Genomic DNA, 20248 nt, shown 5'->3' with positions numbered 1-20248 from the left:
ACCCCTTCCCATCCCGAACAGGACCGTGAAACGACTTCGCGCCGATGATAGTGCGGACTACCCGTGTGAAAGTAGGTCATCGCCAGGCTCTTATTCCCAGAACACCCCAGCCCTCAAAGCTGGGGTGTTTTGCTTTGGGCGCGCGTGTTAATACGCCGCCGATTTCGACGCGCCGGGCGCTACACCCGGCGCCCTTTTTGTTACGCTGCCGTCTGTTCAAGACTCGTCGTCGATTGCCATGTCGCAAGCTGTCCCGTGGTTTCTGTACTTGCTCGAATGCGAGGGGGGAAGCATCTATACGGGCATCACTACGGACGTGCAGCGCCGCTTTGCCGAGCATCAGGCCGGCAGCGGGGCCAAATACACGCGCTCGCGCAGGCCACTGCTTATTCTCGGGACAATGTCGTTCGAAGGCCGCTCGGAGGCATCGCGAGCCGAGGCGGCCATGAAGCGGCTGAGCGCTACCGACAAGCGCGCCATTTGCCTGCGGCTCACGCAGGGCGCCGTGCTGGGAGTGGCCGACCTGGTGCCGCAGCGGGCCGCAAAGCCAATGGCTTGAGCGCGCTTCAGACTCCCAGCAACGCGATTTTGCATTCGGATTTCCTCTCTTAAGGCTGGCTTAAGTCTTCATGGCTAGCATTCCCCTGTCGCGCCGGAAAGTCGGCGCAGGGAATCACACCGAGAGGACACATCATGATTCGCAAGACCCTTGCTCGATCGGCCATTGGCGCTGCAGCCGTTGCGGCGTTGGTCGGCGGCTATGCACTCCTTCAGAACAACGCGATCGCGCCTAGCTACGCGGCGCCCACGCCGGTCGCGGCGCCCGTACAGGGCACGGCAGTTGCCGCGCCTGCCGACTTCTCCGGTGTCGTCGCAAAGTACGGCCCGGCCGTGGTCAACATCAGCGTTACCGCACGCACCCAGCGTACTTCGGCCGAGATGCCGCCGGGCATGGACCCGGACGATCCGTTGTTCCAGTTCTTCAAGCGCTTTGGCCCGCAGTTCCAGGGGCCGCAGCAGGACGAGCGACCGCAGCTCGCGCGCGGACTCGGGTCCGGCTTTATCGTCAGCGCCGACGGGGTGATTCTGACCAACGCCCACGTGGTGGCGGGCGCGCAGGAGGTCACGGTCAAGCTGACCGACCGCCGTGAATTCAAGGCGAAGGTCCTCGGCGCGGACAAGCAGACCGATATCGCCGTGCTCAAGATCGACGCCAAGGACCTGCCCACGGTGCGCCTGGGCGATCCGTCGAACGTGCAGGTCGGCGAGCCGGTGCTGGCGATTGGATCGCCGTACGGTTTCGAGAACACCGTGACCGCCGGTATCGTCAGCGCCAAGTCGCGGTCGCTGCCCGACGACACCTATGTGCCGTTCCTGCAGACCGACGTCGCGGTGAACCCGGGCAATTCGGGCGGCCCGCTGTTCAACCGCAATGGCGAAGTGATCGGCATCAATTCGCAGATCTACAGCCGCACCGGGGGTTACCAGGGCCTGTCGTTCGCGATTCCGATCGACGTGGCTACCAAGGTCCAGCAGCAGCTGGTGGCGCACGGCAAGGTCACGCGTGGGCGTCTGGGCATCGGGGTACAGGAAGTCAACCAGGCGCTGGCGCAGTCGTTCGGATTGCCTAAGCCGACGGGCGCGCTGGTGAACACGGTGGAGCCCGACAGTCCCGCCGCGAAGGCGGGCCTGAAGCCGGGCGACGTGATCGTGCAGATCGGCAACAACGTGGTGGATCATTCCGGCGAACTGCCCGAGCGCGTGGCCGATATCAAACCCGGCACGGACACTCCGCTGAAGGTCATCCGCAAGGGCGAGACGCTGACGTTGACCGCGCGGGTGGGCACCGCCGGCGAAGACAACGTTGCGCAGAAGGCGGGCGAGGCGCAGGCCGGTGGCAAGCTCGGACTGGCGGTGCGGCCGTTGAGCCCGGCCGAGCAACGCCAAAGCGGTATCGAGGGCGGACTGGTGGTGGAGGATGTCGGCGGACCGGCCGCGCGCGTCGGCATCCAGCCGGGGGACGTGATTCTCGCGTTCAACGGCACGCCGATTACTTCGGTCGAGCAGTTGCGCTCGCTGGTGGGCAAGTCGGGCAAGGAGGTAGCGCTGCTCGTCCAGCGTGAAGACACCCGTCTGTTCGTGCCGCTCGAACTGGGCTGATCGGGATGGCAAGCGGGTCGGCGCCGTCCGACACGGCGTCGCCGACCCTGCAAGCCTTGGCCGGCGCGGCTTTCAAGGTAGTCAATTGTCACCAAGACGCTCACAGAAGTGTCGGTAAGGGGTATCATCACGACTGCGATGCAAGACAGGGATCGTCTTGCGGACTCGACGAACGAGGACGTCTATGCAGTTGGATTTGACCCGCGCAACATCGACGGCGGGTACCGAACGAGTGCGGCGCCTGCCGCGCACTGCGCCGGCACCCCGCCGACGCAAGAAGGCCGAACCTCCCCACTGGGAGCGCGGCTATCGTTCGCACTTCTATCGCAACGAGCGCGGCGACAAGCTGGGCGAAGTGCGACTGTCGGACCGCGGCGAGATTCCGGTCGTGTATCGCTGGGCCGCCGGCAACTACTCCGGCGCAGAGGGTTCGTTGATGCATGCCCGCATGCGCGTCGAAGAGACGGTGGGGTTCGGCATGCGCCAGCTTGCCTTGTTCTAAGCCCGCAGCCTACGACGCTCCTGTTTCTCCCGATATCCGCCTGACCCACATCGGCAGCGCCGCCGATGATGACCCGTCTCCAGCGCACGACCGCTGCACCCGGCCGGCACGAACGCCGGCTCCCCGCTAGTCAGTACCCCACGACATCACCCGCGCGCTATGCGCTCGTGCCGCTGATTCCGGCCCGCAGCGCCTCATCGCGACGCTTCGCGAGCTGCTGCTCCACCGGCGCCCAGAAGGCGTGCCTGACCGCCGCGACTTGCCACGCCGCGCTGCCTTGCAAGGCAGCGATTTCCGAGGCGGGCAGCCATAGCCCCCGATCGAAGAACGCGATTGCGACGGTTGCATGGCCGTTGCGCAAGGCTTCCACCAGCGGCCGCTCGCCAGCACGATTGGCGCTCGTCGGATCCACGCCGAGGGCCAGCAGTTCTTCCACCATGGCGGCCTGGCCCGCCGCCGCGGCGACATGCAGCGCGGTGCGCCCCTGGCGGTCGCATGCCGTTAGCTGGCAGCCGTTCTGGACCAGCCAGCGCACAGCGGATACGTTGCCGTAATAAGCCGCCTCGTTCAGCGGGCCGCGCCCATCGCCATCGCACGCATTGACGTCTGCCCCGCTCCCCTTGAGCCAGGACAGAAACGTTCCGGTCTGGGCGCCACAGTCCCTGCGACAGGCCATATGGATCGGCAGGCGTCCCCGGTCCGTCGGAACCTCGAGCGAGCCGCCGCCGGACAGCAGCAGGTTCGCAATGACCACATCCGTGGTCTCGCAGGCCAGATGCAATGCGTTGCGGCCGCCATCGCCGAGCCGATTGATGAACGCCGCTCGCTCCTCCAAAGCAACCCTGCGCATTCCTGCGATGACATTGACCAGATCGGCCTTCGCGCAGGCGCTCAGCCACTGCTCGTGGCGCTGCGCATCGGCAAGCGCGGACTCGCGCTCGCGCCGCAGGTCGGTAAGCCTTCCACTCAGGTCGCACGCGGTGCGTTCGACGGCGGCGCTCATCGTCGCGATGTTGTCCCGCAGCGCATGCAGGATCGTTTCGATCGATTCCTTCTCGTGCTCCAGGTCACTCACCAGGGACTGCGGCCGCGGCTCCGGGCGCTCGATGCAGAACTGGCGGTGGCATGCCATTTCCGCGGCCACACGCTCTTCGAACTGCTGGAGGCTGCGCTGGTGCCTTGCCAATTCGCCGCCAGGACCTCGCGCCGGCGTCCTCGAAACGATGTCCGACAGCCGGCTGTCCAGCCGCTGACGATGTCCGCTGACGAACTCATGAGCCAGCGTGTTCAGGGTCGCCTGGTAGCGGTCCTGGCAGGTCTCCGGTCCTGGGCGCGGGTGCTCGCGCAGCAGGGCGATCTGCGCGTCCAGTACGCGCAGGCGCCGCCGCAACCATTGCTCCTCTTCCTCGAACGGGCCGATCTCCGTATCGCGCTGGGCCGCCAGTCGAGCCACGCTGGTGTCCAGATGTTCCGCGCGCGCGCTGAAGCGGTTGACGATCAACGACAGCATAGGCATCTCCATGAAGTTTCTGGGTTGAGATGGCGTGCCCGATTGCCGCCGTAGGCCGCGCCGCATGAAGGACCCGGCTGGCCGTGCACGCCGAGCCGCCAATGTAGGTGCGGGGTCCGGACGGCCTTTGTGAAAATGCCTGCGCCCTATCGGGACTCGTTCCCGTCCGCGCGTGGCGCGCCGCGGCGCAGCGCGCCGCGCACGCGCGCGAGAGACCGGCGCAGCCCCGACGCGCCGGCCTTGTCGGCGTGCGCCGAACGGTTGCCATAGCGCAGCGCGATGTACTGTTCCGTGAAGGCCTGCACGGCGTCCGCGGCGGCCGGGTACATCGCTGCCGCGCGTCTGGCGAAGTCGCACGGTCCCTCGCCGGGCGCCCGCACGCAGCCGTGCCGCGCCAGCATTTGCGCGAAGCTTGCGTAAACCGCTCGTACCGGGTCGCCGCCGCGCGCGCGCCGCCGCAGCAGCAGCGGCAGCATCGCCAGTGCCGCCAGCAGGGCCATGCTGGCCAGCATGACCGGCAGCAGATTGCCGCCCAGACCGGCTTGCCGCAGCAATTGAAGCTGCATGCGGTGGTCGTACTGCAATACCCAGCGGTGCCAGTGATGCACCATGCCGTCCATGCCCCAGCGCACGTCGCGCAGCCAGCCCGGTCGCCGCGCTTCGCGCAGCGCCGCGATCTCGCCGTCGTGCAGCGCATCGATGCCGCGCTCGATCCGGCCGGGCGCCACGGCATGCGTCGGATCGACGCGCACCCATCCCCTGTTCTCCAGCCAGATCTCGGCCCATGCATGCGCGTCGGCCTGCCGCACGATGTAGTGGCCGCCGACCGGATTGAATTCGCCGCCCTGGTAGCCGATGACCGCGCGCGCGGGCACGCCGGCGGCCCGCATCAGGAAAACGAAGCTGCCCGCGTAGTGCTCGCAGAAGCCGCGGCGCGTGCCGAACAGGAACCCGTCGATCTGCTCGCTGCCCAGCGGCGGTGGCGACAGCGTGTAGGCGAAGGGTGCCGCGGCGAACAGGGCCAGCGCGGCCCGCGCCCGGTCGGCGGGCTCGGGATGGCGTTCGGCCCATTGCGCGGCCAGGGCGCGGGCCCGGGGGTTGCCGGCGGGCAGGCGCAAGGCGAGCTGGCGGGTCTGCGGGTCCAACGGCTCCACCGCCTCGGCCGCCGCGGGCGCGGAGCGGGCCCGGTACAACAGCCGTTGACCGACGGGAGTGCGGGCGAGAAATTCTCCATCGGGCGAGACCATGGCATCGGCCTGTTGCCCGATGGCCTGGCCGCGGTCGAGCAGAAACAACCACTGGCGTTGGGTCGGTTCCAGCGTGATGGTGTAGTCGATGCCTGCCGCTGCGCCGCCTGCCGTCTCGTCCGGGACTGCCGGAGCGGGTCGCATGCGGGCTTGCCGGGCAGGCACGGTGCGCCAGGTGCCGCCATCGAACTGCCACAGCACGAGTGCGCGCCAATAGAGTTCGCCGCGAGGGAGCGCGCGGCCGCCGGTGTCGGCGCGCAGCGCGATCTGCGTGGAGGGCGTAAGCCGGCCCACGCTGCCGGGGCTCATGGTGTCGCCGATGCCGGTACTGGCGCTCGGTGCGCTTTGCGGCAAGCGCCACAGCGGGCGCTCCAGCCGGGGAAACAGCAGGAACAGCACCAGCGCCCAAGGCAGCGCGCCCGCTACCATGCGGCCCAGCAGCGGCCATGGCGCGATGCGGCCGCGCGCCTGCGGATGCTGCAGGAACAGCCAGTTGCGCAGTATCCAGGCTGCGGCCGCGACCGTATGGATCGCCAGCCAGAAGGGCTGGTCGAACAGATAGAGGCCGAGCAGCAGATAGAAACACAGCTGCGTGACGAGCGTCGCGTCGGCCAGGGCGCGGCATTCCAGCAGCTTCAGAATGACGAAGGCGCCCAGCAGCGCCACCGACAGCTCGCGCCCGATCTGTCCGCCGGCCTGCCACACCAGCAGACCGGCCACCGCCAGCACCATGGTAGCGACCACGCCCAGCATGGCGCGCGATGGCAGCGCGGCGTGCTGCCGCCATAGCAGCCAGCGCCACAGCATCAGCATCGCCAGCAGCAGGCTGAAGGTGTAGGGCAGCGCGCGGGCCAGCGGGGCCAGCACCAGCGCCAGTTGCGCCAGCAGCATGCCGTGTTCGGCATGGTCGAGCGCGCGCGCCTGGGCGTTCATGTGGCGCCGCCCGCTGGTCTGGAGGGTGGCGGTGGCGCGGCGGAGGGTGCGGCCGGGGCCCGCCACAGCGCGAGCGTCTCCAGACACGCCCGCCGGTGCGGCGCGCCCCGCGCGGGTGCCAGCGCAACGCCCGGCAGGCGCAGGCCGAACTCCATCTCGTCGCCCGCGGCCAGCATCCAGGCGCACAGGCGGGACAGCCGCCGCTCCGCGTCCATGTGCTGCGGCAGGGCGTCCCAGTCCAGCCACAGGGCCGGCGGCTTGCCGGCTTCGCCGGTGCGCGACAGCAGGTGGCCGGTGCGCGCGCTGTGCTTCCACGCGATCCGATGCAGCGGGTCGCCCGCGCGATAGCGGCGCAGGGCGTCGTCCATCTCGTCGGACGCCGACGCCGCGGCGTGTCCGTGCTGGTGATGGCGAAGCGCGAGGGGAAGCGGGGGCGCCGCGCGCTCCGGCGCGGGGTAGACCAGTGCGCCGGCGGCGAAGTCGGCGTGGCTCCAGACGTGAAAGAGGCCAAGAGGAAAGCGGCTGGACAGCGTCACGCGCGGCAAGGCGAGCCGGCCGCGCACGGGCGCGGGCAGGCGAAGGGACAGCGCGGCCTCGCCGTTGCCATCGACCGATGCGTCGACGGGCGGCAGGTCAACCTCTCCTTCAAGGCTGCACTGGATGCCGATGCGGACATGCGGATCGCCGTTGTACAGCCGCAGCGGGAAGACGGCGGTGGCGCCGGCGAAGATCGGGGCCCCGTCGCCGGCGGCCACCGCCACGTCCAGCATGTTGCGATAGGCCTGCCACATGCAGGCCATGCCAACGCCCGCGAGCAGGAACGTCAGCGCGAAGCCGAGGCTGACGTTGTAGTTCAGCGCCGTCAGCAGCATGGCCAGCAGCAGCACGCCGAAGCCCAGGCCGCCGCGGGTGGGAAGGATATAGAGATGACGGCGGTCCAGTGTCACGCGGCCCTGCACCGGCGCGCGGGGGCGCGAACGCCAGGCCCGGACAAAACGCCCGGCCGGCGGGGCGCTGGCGAACCCGGGGCGGCCGCGCGGCATCGCGCTAGGGGATGGCGACTTCCGCCAGCAGCCGGTCCAGCGCATCGGCGGTGTCGGCCGCACCGGCGCTGCCCGCGCTTGCCGATTGCAGGCGATGCGCGGCGACGGCGGCGAACACGGCCTGCACGTCCTCCGGCACCACGTGTTCGCGCGCGGCCAGCATGGCCCATGCGCGCGCACATGCCAGCAGGCACAGCCCGGCGCGCGGCGACAGGCCGGCGGCAAAGCGCGGATGGCCGCGCGTGGCTTGCACCAGCGCCAGCACATAGTCCACCAGCGCCGCGCTGGCATGGACCCGCGCCGCGGCTTGCTGCAGGGCCAGCACGTCTTCCGGCCCCATCAGCGGCGCGACATCGGGGGCGGTGGCGCCGCCGAGGTAGAGCGCCCGCTCGAAGGCCGGGTCGGGGTAGCCGAGCGACAGGCGCATCGCGAAGCGGTCGAGCTGCGATTCCGGCAGCGCGTGGGTGCCGAGCTGGTCCAGGGGATTCTGCGTGGCGATGACGAAGAACGGCACGGGCAGCGCATGGGTGACGCCGTCGTGCGTGACCTGGCCCTCGGCCATGGCCTCCAGCAGCGCGCTCTGCGCCTTGGGGGTGGCGCGGTTGATCTCGTCGGCCAGCACGACCTGGGCGAACACCGGCCCACGGTGAAAGCGGAATTGGCCGGCTTCCTGCGAGAACACCGATACGCCGATCAGGTCGGCGGGCAGCAGGTCGCTGGTGAACTGCACGCGCTGATACTGCAGGCCGAGCGTGCGGGCCAGCGCATGGGCCAGCGTGGTCTTGCCCACGCCCGGCAGGTCTTCGAGCAGCAGGTGACCCCGCGCCAGCAGGCAGGCCAGTGCCAGGCGGATCTGACCGGACTTGCCAAGCAGGATGCGGCCAAGCTGGTCGTGGGCCTGGGTAAGCGGCGCGGCGATCATGGGGCGTGCGGTCACGGTAGCCTGATGTCCGGTTGCGCGGATCTGCCCCCTGCTGGCGGCATCCGGGTGCGGCCATTGTAGCGGCACGCGTGCGCGCGCCGACCGTCTGCTGGCGCACCGATTGCGCTGGCGCAAAGACGCGCCGCGTCGCCTTCTGGCATCATCGTAATTGACGGACCCGCCGCAGCGCGGGCCTTACCTTCCCCTTGCCCCTAGCCGCGATCAGCCGCGATGACGTTGCCTCCTGCCACCCGCCCGGATTCCCCTTCCACGCAGTCCTTGCCGCAGCCGTTCGCCACCCCGCCCGAGCCCGCCGAGATGGCGGCGCTGGCGGCCCGGTTCGACACCGAAGGCTTCATCGTGTTGCGCGGATTCGCCTCGCAGCGGGCCTGCGACGTGCTGGAACGCGTCGCCCGCGAACAGCTGGCGCACGCCGTCGCGCCGGTCGAATACGAGGCGGAGCTGGGCTACCCAGGCGCGCCAGCGAGCCGCGATGCCGCCGGCGGCGGCACCGTGCGGCGCCTGCGCCAAGCCTACGACCGCGATCCGGCGCTGCGGCAATGGGCCACCGGCGAGGCGCTGGCCGGCGTGGTTGCCGCGCTGCTCGGCGAGCCGGCGCGGCTCACACTGGCGCACCACAACTGCGTCATGACGAAGCACCCCGCCTATGGGAGCCAGACCGGCTGGCATCGCGACACGCGCTATTGGTCGTTCACCAGCCCGCGCCTGGTTACGGTCTGGCTGGCGCTGGGCCACGAGGACGAGCGCAACGGTGCGTTGCGCGTGATACCGGGCTCGCACCATGCGGCGCTGGAGCCGGGCCAGCTCGATGCCGCGGAATTCCTGATCGAGTCGCACCCGGCCAGCGCGGCGCTGCTGGCCGGCACGACCTCGGTGCCGTTGCGGCGCGGGGACGTGCTGTTCTTCGACAGCCGCCTGTTCCACAGCGCCGGCCAGAACCTGTCCGACACGGTCAAGCTGTCGGTCGCCTTTGCCTACCATGGCCGCAGCAATCAGCCGGTGCCCGGCTCGCGTTCGGCGCAGTTCGGTAGCGTCGACGTGGGCGCCGCGCCGATGGAGTAGGCGCGCTGGCCGGATAGGCACGCGCTAGCTGCGCAGGCTGACCAGGTTGGTGATCTTGTCGGAGGCGTCGAGCAGCGGCGGCAGGAAGCGCCGGACCATTTCCTCGGCGCTGGTGCGGTTGGCCTGGCCGCTGATGTTCATCGCGGCGATGACCTGTCCCGAGCGGTTGCGTATCGGCGCGGACAGCGACACCAGTCCTTCTTCCAGTTCCTGATCGTTCTGCGCCCAGCCGCGCACGCGGATCTCGGCGATGATGGCCTTGAGTGCGTCGATATCGGTGACGGTGCGCTGGGTGCGCTGGCGCAAGTCGCTCGCGCGCAGCGTGCGGTCCAGCTCGTCGTCGGGCAGGCCGGCCAGCAGCACGCGGCCCATCGAGGAGCAATACGCGGGCAGCCGGCTGCCGATCGACAGGTTGATGGTCATGATCTTGCGCGCGGGCACCCGCAGCACATACACGATCTCCGTGCCATCGAGCACGGAGATCGAACAGCTCTCGTGCACCTGCTGCGACAGCGCCTCCATGATGGGCTCGGCCAGGTTCCAGAACGGCATCGACGTGAGGTAGGCAAAGCCCAGGTCTAGGATCTTCGGCGTCAGGCGAAACAGCCGGCCGTCGGCCTGGACATAGCCCAGTCCCACCAGCGTCAGCAGGATGCGGCGGGCGCCTGCGCGCGTGAGGCCGCTGGCCTGCGCGATCTCGGTCAGCGTCTGTGCCGGCCGCTGCGCGTTGAAGGCGCGAATGACCGACAGCCCGCGGGCGAAGGACTGCACATAGGTGTCGCTCGGCTTTTCGGCCGGGGTGCCCGGCGGCTGGTCTGGATGGTCTGCGGGCGGTTCTTGAGAGGCGGGGCTGGCCATCTGGAAACGGCAAAACGCCGAATGCGCGTGGAAAGGCCGAAAGAGTAGAGGAAATGCGGGCAATCCGCCAGTGAGCGGGCGTGCCCGCGATCCTTGGCCATCGGTCCCCGTCGGGGGCGCTGCGGACCCGGGCGCGCCTACCGGAAGCTCTTTTGCAGCACCACGAACACGGCCCCCAGCACGCAAGCCAGCGCGAAGCCGTGCAGCACGTCGACGCCTGCCAGCAGGTTGGCCTGCCGGTCGATTTCCGCGGACAGCCGGGCCAGCGCCTCGGCGGTCAGCGCGCCGGGCTGCTGCAGCGCCGGCTCGAACCGTGTCACGTGCTCGACGAGATGGGTCCGGTGGGTGGCGACGCCGTCCTGCATGAACATGCTGGCCAGCCCGGTGCCGACGGCCGTGGCGATCTGCTTGCAGACGTTCTTGAACTGATAGGCGTGCGAGAAGTCCTCCACCGGCACGTCCAGGTACGTCATCGACGCCACCTGCACCATCAGCAGCGCCGGGGTCAGTCCCTCCAGCAGCACGACCGGCACGAGCGCATAGTCCGGTGCGCCGGACATCAGCCGCTGGGACAGCAGCATTGCGGCGCAGGCGTAGACCACGAAGCCGGCGGCGATGATGCGCCGCTTGCGGAAGACCAGCGACATGGCGAGCGTGAGGACGATCGCCGCGATGGCCGCCACCGTGCCGCTGGCCGACAGCAGCATGCTGGTGGTGCGGAACGTCAGGCCCAGTCCGCTTTGCGTCAGCGTGGGCAGCAGGAAGCTCCAGATCGCCGACAGCAGATAGTAGAGGGCGTAGAAGCCAAGCCCAAACAGATAGCGCCGCCCGGCCAGCCGGGACAGGTCGATCCACGGGTCCGGATGCCGGTGCAGGCGCCAGCCGCACAGTGCGATCAGCGCGACGCCCAGCGCCGCCATCAGCGGCATTTCCGGGCCGCTGAAAAAGCGGGTGTAGCGCATCTCCTGCAGGGTATGCAGCAGCACCAGCGCGCCGCCGGCACCGGCCAGCGCGGCGGGCCAGTCCAGCGTGGAGACCGGCGGATGCGGGTCGCGCGGGGCGCGGCGCGGATAGGTGAGGGCCACCGCCAGCATCACCGGCAGCGCGATGCCGGCCTGAAACAGAAATACCGCGCGCCAGCCGATGTCGTCGAGAAACACGCCGGTCAGCCATGGCGTGACCGCCAGCAGGCCGAATGCGCCGATGCCGAAGCGCAGCATCAGCGGACCGCGCTCGGCCGGTGTCGACACCAGTTGCGCGAGGATCCGCGAGGCCGCGAACAGGCCGCCCGCGCCAAGGCCCTGCACCGCCTTGCCGCCGATCAGGCCGGCGGGGCTCGTCGCCTCCGCGCAGATCAGCGCGCCCACGACGAAGACCAGCAGCGAAGCCAGCGTGAAGCGCCGGTACGAGATGCGGCGGGCGAACTGGTCCAGCACCATGTTCATCAGCACCGCGCTGGCGGCGTACGCGCTGACCGCATACAGATAGTCCGAGGGAGCCGCGCCCACGCCGCCCTGGATGTGCTGGCTTGCCACGCCCATCATCAGCGCGGCGGAGAAATCGATGCCGGTGACCAGCCCCAGCGTCAGGCCGAATCCCGACACGCGGGCATGGCTCATCTCGGGATGCGAGGCGAGCGCGAGACCCGGGCGGGGAGGAGGCGAAACGCTGGGAGCGGTCGAAGTGACTTGCGGCATGACGGCAGCTTAGCCGGCCGTGCCGCATTGAAAAACCGCGTCCGCTGGATACATTGTCCGTGGTCGCGGACAATGCCGCCGTCGCGGCGGCATGGCTCAAAACAAAAGCCGCCCACAGGGGCGGCTGGCTGGCGCGATTTTTCGGTCGGAAGAATCAGGCGCCCTGGCTGAACGCGTCGCGCTGGTCGGCGACATGCGAGCTTGCTCCCGCTTCATGCCGGTTCAGCGCCCGCGCGCCATCGGTGTAGACATCCCGCGCGCCGACGGCGGAGGCGCCGTCAGTGTAAGGATCGGCCGCACCGACGCGGGCTGCGGAGCCGTCCAGGCGCAGCGTGCTGTCGTGCAGTTCGCCGGCATGGGCGAGCGAAGCGGCCGCAGACAGGCCGGCGGCGCACAGCAGGGTCAGGGCGAAGCGGCGGGAGTGTGCAAGAGTCTTCATGGCTTTTTTCCTTATGGTTTCAGGACCGTGGCGTTTGCCACGTCCCTGACACTCTAGTCAGGAGCAGGAACCGGAAAAAGCCGATGGCGGCGACACACCGTTCGCCCACGCGAACAATGCGCCGCCGCGGCAAGCGGGGGCAGCGGAAACCGGGGACGGGATCAGAGCCGGAAGCGCGCGCCGAACAGCTCCGCGCTCATCGCCGCCAGCACCATCAGCAGGATCTGCGCGATCACGAACAGCACCAGCGGAGAGATATCGAAGCCGCCCAGGCGCGGCATCACGCGCTGGATCGGGCGCAGCAGCGGCTCGGTCAGGTGCTGGATGGCCGGGGTGATCGGCGAATGAGGATTGACCCAGGACAGGATGGCCATCAGCAGGGTGACCCACATGACCAGGCTGATGCCCCACTTGAGCACGTTCAGGACCGCGATGACTAGCACCAGCGGCAGATAGCCCAGCGGGTCGCCCCCGGACAGCGCCAGCACCAGCAGCAGGAACACCACGGCGGTCAGCCACGCGGCGATGACCGTGGCCCAGTCGATGCCGCCCAGGCCCGGGATGATCCGGCGCAGCGGCCGCACCAGCCAGTCGGTGACCTGGAACACGCCCTGCGAGACGGGATTGCGCGTCGGCAGGCGGGTGAGTTGCATCCATAGCCGCAGCAGCAGCGCCATGGCGAACAGCGTAAAGATGGTGTCGATCAGAAAGATGGCGATTTCCGTGAACATCGTGGTTCCGTTGGTGGATTGGCGCAGGTGTCCGCGAACGCACAGATTCTGCCATACCGCCCCCGGCGGACGGTGCATCGGCCGTGCAACACCATTGGGTTTCCCACCCGGGCGCCACAGGCGTGTGCGGGCCCGCACAGCGCGCCGCCCGCCACGGGGCCGGCGGCGCGGAGGGCGGCCATATAATGTGCTTCCAGCCCAATCTGGCGGCGCCCCGCCGCCGCGTTCCCCATGACCCGAAAGTCCGTCCCCGACCAGCCCCAGCTAGAGAAGCAGGATTTCGAGGCCCTGTCCGATTTCCGCTATCAGCTTCGCCGCTTCTTCCGTTTCTCGGAGGACGCGGTGCGCGCGGAGGGCGTGACGGTCCAGCAGTATTTGCTGATGCTGCATATCCGGGGCTGTCCGGGCAAGGACTGGGCGTCCATCGGCGAACTGGCCGAGCGGCTGCAGGCGAAGCAGCACGGGGTGGTGGCGCTGGTCAACCGTTGCGAAGCCGCAGGGCTGGTGCGCCGGCGGGTCAACGCCGACGATCGCCGCATCGTCGAGGTCCATCTGCTCGCCAAGGGAGAACGCTGCCTGAACCGCCTGGCGGTGCTCCATCGGGCCGAACTCCAGTCCCTGCGCAATACCTTCCGCATCGCGCGTCTGACGGCGTTCAACGACGACGGCGGCGAGCGCGGCTGATCCCCCTGCGGCGTGCCGCCGCTGGCGATTGTAAAAACTGCAAGGCGGGAATCGTAGCCGGCACTTTTTTCAGCGACGCCTGGCGGCGGGACGAGCCTTTGCGGCTTTGCGGGCTGCCACCGCTGGCATGGAGCTTGCGCCCGTTCCTGTTCCCTTGCCGCCGCGCCGCTGGGCCGATCCACGGCATGGCAGCGGCTGACGCGCGGCACAGGTCGACATTGCAATCGCGGCGCGCGCGCCCGGACCCTGGCGCGTCGCTGTGCTCACAGGCCGTCATGACCGACCAGAAACCACCTTTCGCCGCTTTCGCTGGCACGACCGGCGCCGACGCGCGCACGGCCGCCGGCCAGTCGGCCGCCATGCTGACGCCCGAGCCGCCGCCGCGCCGACCAGGCTCCGCCATCCTGCAGCCCGGCCGCAACTGCTGGCGCATCGAGCCGGCCGAGCGCTTCGCCATGCTGGTCGATGGCGAGGCGTATTTCCGCGCGCTGCGTGCCGCCCTGATCGAGGCCGAGCACACCGTATTCATCCTGGGCTGGGATATCGACAGCCGCTTCCAGCTCGTCCCCGGCGGCGCCAACGATGGCTTTCCCGAAGGCCTGCGCGATTTTCTCAATGCCCTGGTGCGGCGCCGGCGGCGGCTGCGCATCTACGTCCTGAGCTGGGACTTCGCCATGGTCTACGCGATGGAGCGCGAGTGGCTGCCGGCGGTCAAGCTCGACTGGCAGACACATCGCCGCCTCACCTTCCGGCTCGACGGACGCCACCCGGTCGGTGCCTCGCATCACCAGAAGGTGGTGGTGATCGATAACTGCCTGGGGTTTGCCGGTGGCCTGGACCTGACCCGCTGCCGCTGGGATACCGCGCGCCATGCGTTGGACGACCCCATGCGCGTGGATCCCGATGGCAAGCCCTACGGCCCGTTCCACGACGTGCAGGCGGCCGTCGACGGCGCGGCGGCGCGCGCGCTCGGCGAAATGGCCGCCGAGCGCTGGCACCGCGCCACTGGCCGCTGGCCGCGGCCGCCCGACAAGGTCAGGCGCCGGCTGTGGCCGGCGGGGGTGACGCCGGATCTGACCGACGTGCCGGTGGCCATCGCGCGCACCGCGCCGCGGTTCGAGGACGAACCGGGCATCGGTGAGATCCGGGCGCTGCATCTGGACGCCATTGCCGCGGCCGAACGCACGCTCTACATGGAGAACCAGTACTTCAGCTCGGCGCTGGTCGCCGATGCGCTCGCCGAGCGGCTGCCCGAGGCGGACGGCCCCGAGGTGGCCATCGTCTCGCGCCGCAGCGAAAGCGGCTGGCTGGAGGAGCACAGCATGGGCGCGCTGCGGGCGCGGGCGCACCGCAAGCTGCGCACGGTCGACGAACATCACCGCTACCGGCTGTATTGCCCGCGCGTGCCGGGCGAAGACGACGACACCGACACCGCGGCCGGCAAGCCCGGGGTCAACGTGCACAGCAAGGTGATGGTGGTCGACGACAAGCTGCTGACCATCGGTTCGGCGAACCTGAACAACCGCTCGATGGGGCTCGATACCGAATGCAACCTGGTCATCGAGTCCAACGGCGACCCGCGTATCGCCGCGGCCATCCGCGCCATGCGCGCGCGGTTGATCGGGGAGCATCTGGACGTGCCGCCGCAGGAACTGGTCGCCGCGCAGGAGCGCGGCGAAGCGCTGCACGACACCATCGCGCGCTACCACCGACCGGGCGAGCGCACCCTGCACGCCTTCGATCCGCCGCTGCTGCCCGAGATCGACGCCATGCTGCCGGACGCCGCGTTGCTGGATCCGATCGAGCCGATCGAGCCGGACAACCTGGTCGACGAATTCCTGACCCACGAGGCGCGGCCGCGCGTGGTCGGCCGCGTCGGCATTCTGATCGCGCTGCTGCTGTTGCTCGGCACGCTGGCCTTCGCGTGGCGCTATACGCCGCTGCGCGAGTGGGCCGATTTCCGCCGCGTGCTCGATCTGGTCGAGCAGTTCGACACGCTGCCGTTCGCGCCGCTCGCCATGATCGGCGCGTTTGTCGCGGGCGGTCTGGTCCTCGTGCCCGTGACCGTGCTGATCGTCGTCACCATCATCGTGTTCGGCCCGGTGCTGGGCGCGCTGTATGCGCTGGCGGGCGTGGTGCTGAGCGCGGCGACCGGCTACGGGCTGGGACGGGTGGCTGGGCGCGACGCGGTGCGGCGATTCGGCGGCAAGCGGCTCAATGCGCTGAGCAAGCAGGTGGGGCAGCACGGGGTCCTGGCCATGGTGGTATTGCGGTTGGTGCCGGTGGCGCCGTTCACGCTGGTCAACCTGGTGGTGGGGGCGTCGCGCATCAGCTTCCGCGACTGCCTGCTGGGCACGGCGCTCGGCATGACGCCCGGCATCGTCATCTCGGCCTCGCTGGTGGACCGCATCGCGGCGGCGGCGCGCAACCCCGGCCCGCTGACCTTCGCCCTGCTGCTGCTGGTGCTGCTGATCCCGATCAGTGCGTTGCTGATCCTGCGGCGCAAGCGCAAGCGACAGGCCGCGGCGGCCGCGCAGGAGCCGCTGGCGCATGGTCCCGCGCCGCGCGGCGCGCATGGAGGACATCCAACGTGAAGACAGGTTACGAAAACACCAACGACGTCGCGGACCTGGACGGGGCCGCCGACGTAGCGACGGCGGTCGAGGCGCTGGTTGCGGGCGATAGGTCCGGCACGGCGGGCACGGTCGACACGGCGGGCGCCGTGGCCCTGCCCACCACCATCGAGGTTGCGAGCTACAACGTGCATGGCGGCGTGGGCACCGACGGGCGGTTCATGCCCAAGCGCGTGGCCGGCGTGCTCAACGAGATCGCCGCCGACATCATCGCGCTGCAGGAGGTGGAGTCGCGCACCACGGGCTTCGACATGCTGCGCTTTCTCGCCGAGCACACTGGCTATCACGCGATTCCGGGACCCACGCTGGTGCGCCCGGATGGCGAGTACGGCAACGCGCTGCTGACCCGCTTTGCGCCCCTGTCGACGCGCCGCCTGGACCTGAGCGTGCCGCGGCGGGAACCGCGCGGGGCGATCGATGCGATGCTCGCCTGCACGGTGTCCGAAGGGGAGCATTTCCCGCTGCGGGTCATCGCCACCCATCTGGGGCTGTGGCCCAAGGAGCGCCGGCTCCAGGTCAAGCGTCTGCTTTCCTCGCTGCGCGAGCAGCCGGGCGTGCCGACGGTGCTGCTGGGGGATGTCAACGAGTGGTTCCTGTGGGGGCGCCCGCTGCGCTGGCTGCATGCGTATTTCGAGCGTGCGCCGCATGTGGCGACCTTTCCGTCCCGGCTGCCGGTGTTCGCGCTGGACCGGATCTGGAGCTCGCCGCGCGCGGTGCTGGTCTCCGTTGCTAGCCATCGTTCGGAGCTGGCGCGCTGCGCCTCGGACCACCTGCCGCTGGTTTCGCGGCTGCGGCTGTTTCCCGGCTAGCGTCCCATCCTTCGCCCGGCCGTTCGCCGGGGGTTTCCGCGGCCGGCGCGTCAGCCGTCGCGGTAGGTATCGAGCCGGTTGTACAGGGTCTTCAGGCTGATGCCCAGCGCATGGGCGGCGCGCCGCTTGTCGCCGTCGAAGCGCGCCAGCGTGGCCAGGATCAGCCCGCGCTGGGCGTCCGCCAGCGAGGTGCCGATCCGCACGTTGAGGATGCCGTCCGCGGCGATGGGCACCGGCGGCTGCGAGGCGATATTGGGATTGGGTACCTCGATCACGCGATCGGCCAGGATAAAGGCGCGGTGGATCGTGTTCTTCAGTTCGCGCACATTGCCCGGCCAGCCGTACTGGCACATCCGCTCCAGCGCGCTGTTGGAGAACACCTTGTCGGTGCCTTCGGCCGCGTTCAGTTCGGCCAGGAAATGCTTGGCCATCGGGACGATGTCCTCGCGGCGGTCCCGCAGCGGCGGGATATGCAGCGGAAACACGGCGAGCCGGTACAGCAGGTCCTCGCGCAGCTGGCCGCTGCGCACGGCCTCCATGGGATCGCGGTTGGTGGCCGACACGATGCGCACGTCGCACACGACCTGGGTGTCGCCGCCGACGCGATGGAAGGTGCGCGTCTCCAGCACCCGCAGCAGCTTGATCTGCATGTCGAGCGCCATCTCGGTCACCTCGTCCAGGAACAGCGTGCCGCCGTGGGCCTGCTCGAAGTAGCCCGCCTTCTGCTGCACGGCACCGGTGAAACCGCCCTTTTCGTGGCCGAACAGTTCCGACTCGATCAGCGTGGCCGGAATCGCGCCGCAGTTCACGGCAATGAAAGGCTTGCCCTGGCGGTTGCTGCGCTCGTGTACCGCCCGGGCCACCAGTTCCTTGCCGGTGCCGCTTTCGCCGACCGCCAGCATGGGCACATCGGTTGCCGCCACGCGCGGGATCTGGGCCAGCAGGCCCTGCATGGCCGGCGACGTGCTCTGCCAGAACATGGACATCTGACCGATCTGCGCGTCGCGCGGATGCAGGCGATGGGGCGTCGATGAAGCGGGGGAGTCGGACACTACGCTGCTGGACATGGACGTTGGCTGGCTATAAACACACGTTGCCGCAGGCCTGCGGCCGGGCGGCAACGTGATGGTGAACGGTTGTAAGCAATGCTAGCGCCTGGGTGGGGGCGCGACCAATTGTTTTTTTTACCACGGGCAGCGCCGTTTTCATGTCAGACGAACACTGGTATGTTGCGCTGCCAGCCTTGCATAGAATGGAATCTATCTCCCGCACGAGCGCAATAGCGGGCACGCAGGCTGGACCCGTTCCGGCTTCATGCTCAGGGCGTTCCGCCCCGGCCGCCTTTTCGAAGGAAGCCGGCTCCCGGCGCCACCATTGCCCGCCGGCTTCCGTGTAATCCATGCCAAGCCGGCGCGGCGCGCCGGCCGCAGCTACTTCAAGCCTATGCCACACCTGCTGATCGTCGATGACGATGAAAATACCTGTGCCGCGTTGGCCGAGATCGCCGCGGCCGAAGGGTTTACGGCTGCCACCGCGGGCGACCTGCGCGAGGCGTGCCTGCAGATCGGCTGGCAGATGCCGGACGCCGTGCTGGCCGACCTGAAGCTGCCCGACGGCGACGGCAAGGACCTGTTCAACGAGATCGGCTCGGCGGGCGTCGACATCATCCTGATGACCGGCTATGCCAGCGTCGAGAGTGCGGTCGATGCGCTGCGCCTGGGCGCCACCGACTACCTGGTCAAGCCGATCAACGTGGCGCGCCTGCAGACGGTGCTCAAGCGCATCGCCACCACCGGCGACCTGCGCGCGGAAGTGCGCTCGCTGCGTGGCGAGCTGCGCCGGTTCGGGCGTTTCGGCCGGCTGCTGGGCAGCTCGGAAACGATGCAGAGCGTCTACGATCAGCTCGGCAAGGTGGCCCCGACCGAGGCCACCGTGCTTCTGATCGGCGAAAGCGGTACCGGCAAGGAATTGGCCGCGCAGACCGTGCACGAGCTGTCGGCGCGCCGCCGCCAGCCCTTCCTCGCGGTGAACTGCGGCGCCATCTCGCCGAACCTGATCGAGTCCGAGATGTTCGGCCACGAGCGGGGCAGCTTCACCGGCGCGGAGCGCCAGCACAAGGGCTACTTCGAGCGCGCGGCCGGGGGCACGCTGTTCCTGGACGAAATCACCGAGATGCCCATCGAGCTGCAGGTCAAGCTGCTGCGCGTGCTGGAGGCCGGCACGTTCATGCGGGTAGGCACCAACCGCGAGCTGCGCGCCGATGTGCGCGTGGTCGCGGCCACCAACCGCAATCCGGAAGAAGCGGTCGCCGAAGGCAAGCTGCGCGCCGACCTCTATCACCGGCTCAACGTCTTCCCGATCGAGTTGCCGCCGCTGCGCGCGCGCGGCGACGACGTGGTGCAGCTGGCCAATGCCTTCCTGGACCAGCTCAACGCCGAGCATGGTACCCAGCGCAGCTTCAGCCCGGACGTGCTGGTCAATGTCCGCATGCATGCATGGCCCGGCAACGTGCGCGAGCTGCGCAATTTCGTGCAGCGGGCGTACATCATGGCGGAGACCGACGTCATCGCCGAATCGCCCGTGCCGCTGCAGGCCGCGGCGGTGCATTCGCCCACTACCGCCGTCGTGTCCGTGCCGGTCGGCATGTCGCTCGCGGACGCTGACCGCCAGCTGATCTTCGCCACCCTGGAGCAATGCGCCGGCGTGAAGAAGCATGCGGCGGAAATTTTAGGCATCAGTTTGAAAACCTTGTACAACCGGCTAGAGGAATACGCCGCGGGCGGCAAGTTGCCGGACTCCTTGAAGCCCGGGGGCGGCAACCCTGTCGAGGGCCGCTCCACGGCCTCCAACTGAGGTGGCGCGGCCCACAAGCACGGCACGCCGCGACACCGCTCCCGGGCATGATGTCCCGCACCGCCCGTTGCACCCGCATCCCGACCGGGCACGACCATCCGAGGGACGCTCCTTGGCCCAAGGTATGCTTGGCATCCGGCAACC

Annotated in this window: 17 protein-coding genes and 1 rRNA gene; 9 read left to right on the top strand and 9 right to left on the bottom strand. The window is 69.2% G+C overall.

Annotated elements, in window-relative coordinates; all coding sequences use genetic code 11:
• The 4 genes from rrf to LDO27_RS19825 form a co-directional block, all read left to right on the top strand.
• Positions 1-88 (top strand): 5S ribosomal RNA (rrf, locus tag LDO27_RS25710); the annotation flags it as partial.
• A 150-nt stretch (positions 89-238) separates the two neighbouring features.
• Positions 239-559, top strand: coding sequence for a GIY-YIG nuclease family protein (locus tag LDO27_RS19835; protein WP_224043603.1), 321 nt, complete (start codon positions 239-241; stop codon positions 557-559).
• A 134-nt stretch (positions 560-693) separates the two neighbouring features.
• Positions 694-2160, top strand: coding sequence for a DegQ family serine endoprotease (locus LDO27_RS19830; protein WP_224043602.1), 1467 nt, complete (start codon positions 694-696; stop codon positions 2158-2160).
• Between the two features lie 184 nt (positions 2161-2344).
• Positions 2345-2662 carry a hypothetical protein gene (locus tag LDO27_RS19825; RefSeq protein WP_224043601.1) on the top strand — a complete coding sequence of 106 codons (318 nt, stop codon included), beginning with the start codon at positions 2345-2347 and terminating at the stop codon, positions 2660-2662.
• A gap of 157 nt (positions 2663-2819) precedes the next feature.
• Here the strand turns inward: LDO27_RS19825 and LDO27_RS19820 are convergent, their stop codons facing one another.
• The 4 genes from LDO27_RS19820 to LDO27_RS19805 all read right to left on the bottom strand — a co-directional run bounded on the left by LDO27_RS19820 (position 2820) and on the right by LDO27_RS19805 (position 8332).
• Positions 2820-4172: an ankyrin repeat domain-containing protein gene (locus LDO27_RS19820; protein ID WP_224043600.1), complete on the bottom strand. Its 1353-nt coding sequence runs from the start codon at positions 4170-4172 to the stop codon at positions 2820-2822.
• A gap of 146 nt (positions 4173-4318) precedes the next feature.
• The gene (locus LDO27_RS19815) at positions 4319-6352 is read right to left on the bottom strand and encodes a transglutaminase family protein (RefSeq protein WP_224043599.1); all 2034 of its coding nucleotides are present in this window, start codon (positions 6350-6352) and stop codon (positions 4319-4321) included.
• Positions 6349-7395, bottom strand: a complete 1047-nt coding sequence (locus LDO27_RS19810; RefSeq protein WP_224043598.1) for a DUF58 domain-containing protein — start codon at positions 7393-7395, stop codon at positions 6349-6351. The genes LDO27_RS19815 and LDO27_RS19810 overlap by 4 nt, the downstream gene beginning before the upstream one ends.
• 4 nt (positions 7396-7399) lie before the next feature.
• Entirely contained in the window at positions 7400-8332 is a 933-nt protein-coding gene (locus LDO27_RS19805; RefSeq protein ID WP_224043597.1) for an AAA family ATPase, read from the bottom strand.
• A 303-nt stretch (positions 8333-8635) separates the two neighbouring features.
• Between LDO27_RS19805 and LDO27_RS19800 the strand changes: the two genes are divergently transcribed.
• Entirely contained in the window at positions 8636-9400 is a 765-nt protein-coding gene (locus LDO27_RS19800; protein ID WP_224043625.1) for a phytanoyl-CoA dioxygenase family protein, read from the top strand.
• A gap of 24 nt (positions 9401-9424) precedes the next feature.
• Here LDO27_RS19800 and LDO27_RS19795 read toward each other — a convergent pair whose 3' ends face one another.
• The 4 genes from LDO27_RS19795 to LDO27_RS19780 all read right to left on the bottom strand — a co-directional run bounded on the left by LDO27_RS19795 (position 9425) and on the right by LDO27_RS19780 (position 13125).
• Positions 9425-10258, bottom strand: a complete 834-nt coding sequence (locus LDO27_RS19795) for an IclR family transcriptional regulator (RefSeq protein WP_224043596.1) — start codon at positions 10256-10258, stop codon at positions 9425-9427.
• Between the two features lie 137 nt (positions 10259-10395).
• Positions 10396-11955, bottom strand: a complete 1560-nt coding sequence (locus tag LDO27_RS19790; RefSeq protein ID WP_222207082.1) for an MFS transporter — start codon at positions 11953-11955, stop codon at positions 10396-10398.
• A 154-nt stretch (positions 11956-12109) separates the two neighbouring features.
• Entirely contained in the window at positions 12110-12394 is a 285-nt protein-coding gene (locus LDO27_RS19785; RefSeq protein WP_222207083.1) for a hypothetical protein, read from the bottom strand.
• A 161-nt stretch (positions 12395-12555) separates the two neighbouring features.
• Positions 12556-13125, bottom strand: coding sequence for a YggT family protein (locus tag LDO27_RS19780; RefSeq protein ID WP_222207084.1), 570 nt, complete (start codon positions 13123-13125; stop codon positions 12556-12558).
• A gap of 231 nt (positions 13126-13356) precedes the next feature.
• Here LDO27_RS19780 and LDO27_RS19775 point away from each other — a divergent pair, with 231 nt between their 5' ends.
• The 3 genes from LDO27_RS19775 (at position 13357) to LDO27_RS19765 (ending at position 17251) form a co-directional block, all read left to right on the top strand.
• A complete protein-coding gene (locus LDO27_RS19775; RefSeq protein WP_224043593.1) occupies positions 13357-13809 on the top strand; it encodes a MarR family winged helix-turn-helix transcriptional regulator in 453 nt (150 codons plus the stop codon).
• Positions 13810-14084: 275 nt separating this feature from the next.
• Complete coding sequence (locus LDO27_RS19770; RefSeq protein ID WP_224043592.1) at positions 14085-16403, top strand: VTT domain-containing protein; 2319 nt, start codon at positions 14085-14087, stop codon at positions 16401-16403.
• Positions 16400-17251 (top strand): endonuclease/exonuclease/phosphatase family protein, encoded by an 852-nt coding sequence (locus LDO27_RS19765; RefSeq protein WP_322790823.1) that lies wholly within the window; start codon positions 16400-16402, stop codon positions 17249-17251. Before LDO27_RS19770 ends, LDO27_RS19765 begins: the two co-directional genes overlap by 4 nt.
• 50 nt (positions 17252-17301) lie before the next feature.
• Here the strand turns inward: LDO27_RS19765 and LDO27_RS19760 are convergent, their stop codons facing one another.
• Positions 17302-18318 (bottom strand): sigma-54 interaction domain-containing protein, encoded by a 1017-nt coding sequence (locus LDO27_RS19760; protein WP_222207086.1) that lies wholly within the window; start codon positions 18316-18318, stop codon positions 17302-17304.
• A 376-nt stretch (positions 18319-18694) separates the two neighbouring features.
• On the opposite strand from LDO27_RS19760, the gene LDO27_RS19755 reads away from it, so the two are divergent.
• Complete coding sequence (locus tag LDO27_RS19755; RefSeq protein WP_222207087.1) at positions 18695-20104, top strand: sigma-54-dependent transcriptional regulator; 1410 nt, start codon at positions 18695-18697, stop codon at positions 20102-20104.
• Positions 20105-20248: the final 144 nt, after the last annotated feature.

Origin of the sequence: Cupriavidus respiraculi (assembly GCF_914271545.1) — a bacterium.
GTDB lineage: Bacteria > Pseudomonadota > Gammaproteobacteria > Burkholderiales > Burkholderiaceae > Cupriavidus > Cupriavidus respiraculi.
This window is presented reverse-complemented; position numbering and strand designations above follow the sequence as displayed.